Below are 7,440 nucleotides of genomic sequence, written 5' to 3' on the forward strand. Positions count from 1 at the left end.
CACCCATCCGTCGTGCCCACCGGCTGAGGTTGCGTCTCCCTGATGTCGAGTCACCACTCCGCGCCCGCGCGGGAACCAGCACGGCTACCGTCGTACATCCAGGTGTTTCTGGACGACGGCGAAGGGGCGTACCCGGCATGAGTCCCGGAGACGAACACGAGACCTCCGGCGGTTACGGCGGCACCGGCCAGACCCGCACCCGCTACCCCCAGGGAACAGGCGACGTCTACGGCGGCGCCCGCCGCGGCGGCAGACCGTCCTCCTCGAAAAGCCTGGTGACGGTCGTCGGAGTCGTCGTCCTCCTCATCGCCGCCATCGCCTTCGCCAACCGCGGCGACGGCACGTCGTCGTCGAACGACAGCGGCACGACGAGCGGTTCGAAGCCGGACGCCGCGTCCACGGCGGCGACCGGGACGAAGCCGGTGCAGTCGAAGGCGAGCGGGATCCCGGCCGGGTTCGCACACGACCAGCAGGGCACGGAGAGCGCGGCGACCAACTACGCCACGGTGCTCGTCTCGGCGGACATCCTCAAGCCGTCCCGGCGCAGCGAGATCGTGCAGCAGGTGTTCACGGCCGACAAGCAGACGGCGCTGGAGAGCAGCCTCGACCAGGCCTACTCCAAGGACTTCCTGAGCAAGCTCGGCCTGGACGAGAACGGCAACGCGACAGCGGGCAACACCTACATCTCCCGCACCGTGCCCATCGGCACCAAGGTCACGGGCTACTCGGACACCGTGGCGACGGTGGAGGTCTGGTGCACCGGGCTGTACGGCACCGCGGGCACGGCCTCGACGAACCCGGTGACCAGCGACTGGTTCACCCTGACGCTCCACCTGCGCTGGGCCGACAACGACTGGAAAGCCGACAGCTTCTCCCAGAAGGACGGCCCAGCCCCCGTCCCCGGCGACAACAAGGCATCGACCGCCGACGCCATGGCCAAGGCCGTCCAGGAGTACGGAGGGTTCACCTATGCCCGGTAAATCGGGTCGCGTACTCAAGGTCGCGGCCGCCCTCACCGCCGTACAGACCATCGCCGTACTGCTGGCCACCCGCGCCTTCGCGGCCCCCTCACCGACCCCGACCCCCACAGGGAAGGCGGAGTGCAAGCTCCTCGTCGGCGACGCCAAGGACATCTGCGAGAACGGCAAGGCCGGTGCCGGTTCCGGGACCACCACGCCCAGCACCACCGACACCCTCGACCCCCTCTCCTCCCTGGGAAAGGGCTGCGCCGAAGCCGCCTCCTGGACCATCGACAAACTCAGCGACGCCGTCAAAGAGACCGCGAACGTCGACTTCACGAACCCCCGGTTCCTTCAGCAGTACGCCGTCGTCTTCGCCGCCTCGACGATCCTCACGCTCCTCCTGTGGCTCCTCGCGGTAGCGAAGCGCGCGGTACGAGGCGTCCCCCTCACCACCGCGATCTCCGAGGCCATCGGCTTCCTCTGGCTCACGGTCATCGCCTCCGCGTTCACCCCCCTGATCCTGTACACCGTCGTCTCCGCCACCGACGGCATCACCCAGGTCCTCGCGAAAACCACCGGCGACCAGACCGACACCTTCTTCGGCACCTTCTCCGGCGCCCTCGCCAAGGGCAACAACATCGGCGGCGGCCCGATCATGCTGATCGTGGTCTCCCTGGTCAGCATCCTCGCCGCCGGCGTCCTCTGGCTGGAGCTCGTCATCCGCGCCGCCCTCCTCTACGTCGGCGCCCTCCTCGGCACCGTCGTCTACGCGGGCCTCGTCGACAAGAACCTGTGGGGCCACGTCCGCCGCTGGGCCGGCATCATGATCGCGGTGATCCTGGTCAAACCGGTCATCGTGATCGTGCTCGGCCTGGCCGGCGCGCTGTCCACCGCCGACGGCCCGGACTCGTTCTCCGCCGTCGTCTCCGGCCTCGCGATCATCCTGCTCGCCATCTTCGCCAGCGCGATGATCTACCGCTTCGTCCCCGGCTTCGGCGACGAGATCGCCGGCGGCCGCAACAACCGCATCATGCAGGGCGCCGAGGGCAAGGCCGCCGCGGTCATCAGCTCCCCGGCCACCATGGTCGCCCAGGGCATCAAGACCCACAGCGCCCGCACGAACGACGGCGGGGGCGGCCAGTCCTCGTCCGGCGGCGGCGCCCGCCCGTCCAACCCGGTCTCCGGCGGCGTCGCGGCCCACAGCAGCCGCCCGTCGAGCGGCGGCGGCGGAGCCGTCCCCTCCGCCGCGCCCGCACCCCGCCAGAGCCCGGCGAACACCCCGCACGCCAGCAACGCCCGCAACAACCGCACGGGAGGTGAAGGGCGTTGACGACAGAGTCCCACCTGTCCCATCCGATCACGCCCCGCCGGACATATCTCATCGGCCGTGCCCGGCCGAACGCGATCGTCGGCAAGAATCGCGAGACCGGCGAGATCGCGCTCATCATCGTGGGCGCGTTCCTCGGCATGATGAGCGGACTCCTCGTCCCCGTCCTGTCCCTGCGCATCGTGCTCCTGACGGGCTTCCCGATGCTCGCGCTGATGGCGGTCTACGTGCCGTACAAGCGCCGTACGTTCTACAAGTGGTTCGAGATCAACCGCAGTTACAAGCGAACCCTGCGCAACGGCACGACGTACCGCTCCTCCGTCATGGAGGCCGGCGTCCACCTCGACGGACGCGAGGTGGAGATCGGCCCGCCGCCGGGCATCGGCCGCATCAACTGGCTGGCCGCCCCCTTCGGCCCCGACGAGATCGCGGTCCTCCTGCACGCCGACCGCCGTACGGTCACCGCGGCGATCGAGATCGAGGGCCCGGGCGTCGGCCTGCGCGACAGCGAGGACCAGGAGGCCCTCGTCGACCGCTTCGGCACGCTGCTGAAGCACGTGGCGAACGGCGACGGCTTCGTCACCCGTATCCAGATGCTCGCCCGCACCCTCCCCGCCGACCCGGACGCGCACGCCAAGGACGTCGCCCAGCGCGGCGACGAGAAGTCACTGACCTGGCTCCAGCAGTCGTACGACCAACTGCAGTCGATGGTGTCCACCAGCAGCGAGCAGCACCGCGCCTACCTCGTCGCCTGTATGCACTTCAACCGCGAACTCTCCGCCGAGGCCCACGCGATGGCCCGCGCGTCCCGCCCCCACGCGGGCCGCAAGCTGGACCGCGACGCGGGCCTCGCGGTCGTCATGGCGCGCGAGTTGACGGACATCTGCTCCCGCCTCCAGGAAGCCGACATCCGCGTACGGCAGCCGCTCGGCCAGGGCCGGCTCGCCTCGCTGATCCACTCCATGTACGACCCGGACCACCCCATCGACCACCTCCAGGCGATGACGAAGCGCAACGCCTGGCCGGCCGAACTCGACGCCATGGAACCGACGTTCCTCCAGGCGAAGACCCGTGAGTCGTCGACCCGCGAACCGTGGTGCCACGCCACGGCCTGGGTGAAGGAGTGGCCGATGACCCCGGTCGGAGTCAACTTCCTGGCGCCCCTCCTCGTCCACACCCCGGACGTCATCCGCACGGTCGCCGTCACGATGGACCTCGAACCCACCGAGGTCGCCATCGAGCGCATGCTGACCGAGAAGACGAACGACGAGGCCGACGCCTCCCGCGCCGCCAAGATGAACCGCACCGTCGACCCCCGTGACGTGGCCGCCCACGGCCGCATGGACCAGCGCGGCGAGGACCTGGCGAGCGGCGCGGCCGGGGTGAACCTGGTCGGCTACATCACCGTCTCCTCCCGCAACCCCGAGGCCCTCGCGCGCGACAAGCGCACGATAAGGGCGTCCGCAGGCAAGTCGTATCTGAAGCTGGAGTGGTGCGACCGCGAGCACCACCGCGCGTTTGTGAACACACTGCCGTTCGCCACCGGCATCCGGAGGTAGGGCTCAGATGCGGGATCCGCTGTCCGTCCTCACCGACGCCTTCACGTCCTTCCTCTTCGGAAAGATCGAGTCCACCCGCCTCCCGGTCCGCACCTCGACGGGCCAGGCCCAGGCGGTCTATCTCCCCACGGCCGCCCCCGGGTTGGGCGACTCGGGCGTCATCATCGGCCGCGAGGTCTACTCCGGCAAGGGCTACATCTACGACCCCTTCCAGCTCTACGGCCAGCAACTCCCCGCCCCCCACTGGCTGGTGCTCGGCGAGTCGGGCAACGGCAAGTCGGCCCTGGAGAAGACGTACGTCCTACGCCAACTGCGCTTCCGCGACCGCCAGGTGGTCGTCCTGGACGCCCAGGGCGAGGACGGCGTCGGCGAATGGAACCTGATCGCGGAGGAGTTGGGGATAACTCCTATCCGCCTGGACCCAACCGCCGCCCTGGACATGGGAATCCGCCTCAACCCCCTCGACCCCGCGATCACGACGACAGGCCAACTCGCCCTGCTCCGAACGATCATCGAGGTGGCGATGGGCCACGGCCTCGACGAACGCTCCGGCTTCGCGCTGAAGGTGGCGCACGCCTACGTCAACGAGACGATCGTCGAACGCCAGCCCGTCCTGATGGACATCGTCGAGCAACTACGGCACCCGGAACCGGAGTCGGCCGAGGCGATGAACGTCGCCATAGACGACGTACGCGCCTGGGGCCTGGACGTGGCCCTCGTCATCGACCGCCTGGTCGACGGCGACCTCCGCGGCATGTTCGACGGCCCGACGACGGTGGGCATCGACCTCGACGCCCCCCTGATCGTCTTCGACCTGTCCCACATCGACCGCAACTCCATCGCCATGCCCATCCTGATGGCGATCGTCGGCGTCTGGCTGGAGCACACCTGGATCCGCCCCGACCGGAAGAAGCGCATCTTCCTGGTCGAGGAGGCCTGGCACATCATCAACAGCCCCTTCGTCGCCCAACTCTTCCAGCGCCTGCTGAAGTTCGGCCGCCGCCTGGGCCTGTCGTTCGTGGCGGTGGTCCACCACCTGTCGGACGTAGTCGATGGAGCCGCCGCAAAGGAGGCGGCAGCGATCCTGAAAATGGCGTCGACGCGAACGATCTACGCCCAAAAGGCGGACGAAGCACGCGCCACGGGACGGGTGTTGGGGCTGCCACGCTGGGCGGTGGAGATCATCCCCACCCTCACTCCCGGCATCGCGGTCTGGGACGTCAACGGCAACGTCCAGGTGGTCAAACACCTGATCACCGAAACAGAACGCCCCCTGGTCTTCACCGACCGCGCGATGACCCAGTCCTCGCGCGAACACGACCAGGAAGTGACCGACGACGCCCTGCGCGCCGCCGAGTTGGAGGCCGAGGAACGCGCGGCGGCCTTCATGGAACAACAGTTGAGCGATCTCGACGGCTCCTCCGAGTCCACGGTGGCGTGAACGGCGGTGGCATGACATGAGACCGGACGACGGTGGACGCGAGCGCCAAGGGGGCATCCCCGACGGCCTGTTGGTGAGCCTGCTCGCGTTCCTCATCGGCATGACGCTGCTGGTGTGGTCGGCGACGGGCCTGGCCGCCCTGTTCTCCAAGGGCAGTTGGCCGACCGGCGTGACCTTCGCCCGCACCCCGACCGCCATGCGCCACCTGATCGCCCAGCCTCACGACATCGCCGGCGCCTGGCCCCAGTCCCCACCCACCGAGTTCTCCGGCTACGGCCTCTTCTGGGGCCTGTTCATCGGCCAGTTGATGATCCTGGTCGTCCTGACGGTGTTCGTGATGGGCACGCTGGCGAGATGGCGAGCGGTGAGGGCGAGGGGGCGGGCGAAGGCCCTGGCTGCGCCGCCATCACCGGAACCGCACGAGGTACCGGCCCAACGCCCGGAGCCACAACAGCAGTTGCAGCCGCAGCCAACGGTCGTCCTGGAACAGGCGGCACCCGCACCCATCACGTCAACTTCTCTGGCCAACGGCGAACGGGTGGGTGGGTGGGAAAAAATCCTCCTGGCGACGGCGGAAAGCCGCCAATCCACAGCCACTCAAGCCGTACGGGACGCAGAAGGCCCAGCCCTGGTAGTCACGTCCAACAAGACGGTCTGGCAGGACACCAAGGACGCCAGAGCCAAACTGGGCCCAGTCCTCCTCTACGACCCCACCCACCTCTGCGACACCCCGGCCCGCCTCCACTGGTCCCCCACCACGGGCTGCGAGGACAAACAAACAGCCCTGAAAAGAGCCACCGCCCTCCTCACCCCGGTAAGACCCACCGCAAAGATCGACCAGGCGGTAGCCGACACAGCCGAGACACTCCTCCGCAGCTACCTGCACGCCGCCGCGATCGACGGCCGCACCATCCGCCACGTCCACCGCTGGTCCCAGGGCACCCAGATTCAAGACGCGGTACGCGTCCTCCGCACGAACCCCAAGGCGGCCCCCGGAGCGGCAGGCGAACTGGAAGCGGCCCTCACGTCCCACCCCGAACGCCGGGACATCGCCCAGGAGTTGACGAGCCGCGCGCTCTCCTCCCTCTTCACGGTCAACATCCGCGAAGCCTGCACACCCAACCGAACTGACGCCCTCTCCTTGGATTCCTTCGCGAACGAAGGGGGCACGCTTTATCTGGTCGGTGAATCCATCGAGGACCCCCGTACGAACCCGGGCGCGATGCCTCTCCTCACCGCCCTCGCATCAAGCGTGGTCGAGCGCGGCCGGCACATGGCCGAACGGTCATCGGCCGGTCGCCTCGACCCACCAATGACGCTTGTCCTGGACGACGTAGCCGCCGTGGCCCCGCTCCCCCAGCTCCCGGAACTCCTCGCCACAGGCGCGGACCGAGGCCTGCCGACCCTGGCCCTCCTCCGCTCCAGAGAACAGGCCAGAGCCCGCTGGCCCCACCACGAACTACCGGCCTAGCAAAGGCACTTACGGCCCCTACGGCCGCTCGACCACCATCTCCAGCTCACGCTCGTCCGCGTTGCCGCCCAACGGCACGACGACGCCCGTAGGGACGAAGCCGACCTTGCCGTAGAACCGCCGGGCCCGCTCGTTGTCCTCATGCACGATGAGCCGCACCCGCTCAACCCCGCGCCCCCAGGCCCACTCCAGCGCCGCGTCGAAGAGCACCTCGGTCAGCCCGATGCCCCGCACCTCCGGCCGCACGAACACCCCGACGAGGTGCCCCTGCTTCCGCTCGACCGCAAAGCCGGCCCAGTCAACGGTCCCGGCCTCCTCAAGCAGCACGGTCACCGTCCCGACCCACTCCCCGTCAGGCCCCTCGGCAATGATCTGCTGAGCCTTCTCAGCACCTTCGGCAGCCCCTACGGCCCGCTCCTGATAGAAGGAGTCCGGCTGGGCCAGCGCCGTGTCGTAGGTCTCCAGAAAGGCAAGGTGCGCGACGGGATCCTTCAGGGCGACGAGCCGCAGCTCCTTCGCCGCGGCCCACTCGTCGGCGCGTATCGACCGGATCTTGTAGTTCATGCCAGCCACGGTAGCCGAAACGCAGAAAACCCCCGTACCGAATTAACGGTACGGGGGTTTTCGCAATATTTGTTCGGCGGCGTCCTACTCTCCCACAGGGTCCCCCCTGCAGTACC

6 protein-coding genes are annotated in these 7,440 nt (G+C 68.6%); 5 read left to right on the plus strand and 1 reads right to left on the minus strand.

Annotated elements, in window-relative coordinates; translation table 11 throughout:
* Positions 1-137: 137 nt before the first annotated feature.
* Genes OO69_RS16515 through OO69_RS16535 form a run of 5 tightly spaced genes read left to right on the plus strand, consistent with a single transcriptional unit; the run spans position 138 to position 6,760 of the window.
* Positions 138-980 (plus strand): hypothetical protein, encoded by an 843-nt coding sequence (locus OO69_RS16515; protein WP_033281367.1) that lies wholly within the window; start codon positions 138-140, stop codon positions 978-980.
* Positions 970-2,292: a membrane protein gene (locus OO69_RS16520; RefSeq protein WP_033281368.1), complete on the plus strand. Its 1,323-nt coding sequence runs from the start codon at positions 970-972 to the stop codon at positions 2,290-2,292. Before OO69_RS16515 ends, OO69_RS16520 begins: the two co-directional genes overlap by 11 nt.
* Positions 2,289-3,848: an SCO6880 family protein gene (locus OO69_RS16525; protein WP_033281369.1), complete on the plus strand. Its 1,560-nt coding sequence runs from the start codon at positions 2,289-2,291 to the stop codon at positions 3,846-3,848. Before OO69_RS16520 ends, OO69_RS16525 begins: the two co-directional genes overlap by 4 nt.
* Positions 3,849-3,855: 7 nt before the next feature.
* Positions 3,856-5,289 carry an ATP-binding protein gene (locus OO69_RS16530; protein WP_019065414.1) on the plus strand — a complete coding sequence of 478 codons (1,434 nt, stop codon included), beginning with the start codon at positions 3,856-3,858 and terminating at the stop codon, positions 5,287-5,289.
* Between the two features lie 16 nt (positions 5,290-5,305).
* The gene (locus OO69_RS16535) at positions 5,306-6,760 is read left to right on the plus strand and encodes a type IV secretory system conjugative DNA transfer family protein (RefSeq protein WP_033281370.1); all 1,455 of its coding nucleotides are present in this window, start codon (positions 5,306-5,308) and stop codon (positions 6,758-6,760) included.
* Positions 6,761-6,778: 18 nt separating this feature from the next.
* On the opposite strand, the gene OO69_RS16540 is transcribed toward OO69_RS16535, so the two are convergent.
* The gene (locus OO69_RS16540) at positions 6,779-7,324 is read right to left on the minus strand and encodes a GNAT family N-acetyltransferase (RefSeq protein ID WP_033281371.1); all 546 of its coding nucleotides are present in this window, start codon (positions 7,322-7,324) and stop codon (positions 6,779-6,781) included.
* Positions 7,325-7,440 lie beyond the last annotated feature (116 nt).

The organism is Streptomyces sp. NRRL F-525 (genome assembly GCF_000716605.1).
In the GTDB taxonomy this organism is placed as follows: domain Bacteria; phylum Actinomycetota; class Actinomycetes; order Streptomycetales; family Streptomycetaceae; genus Streptomyces.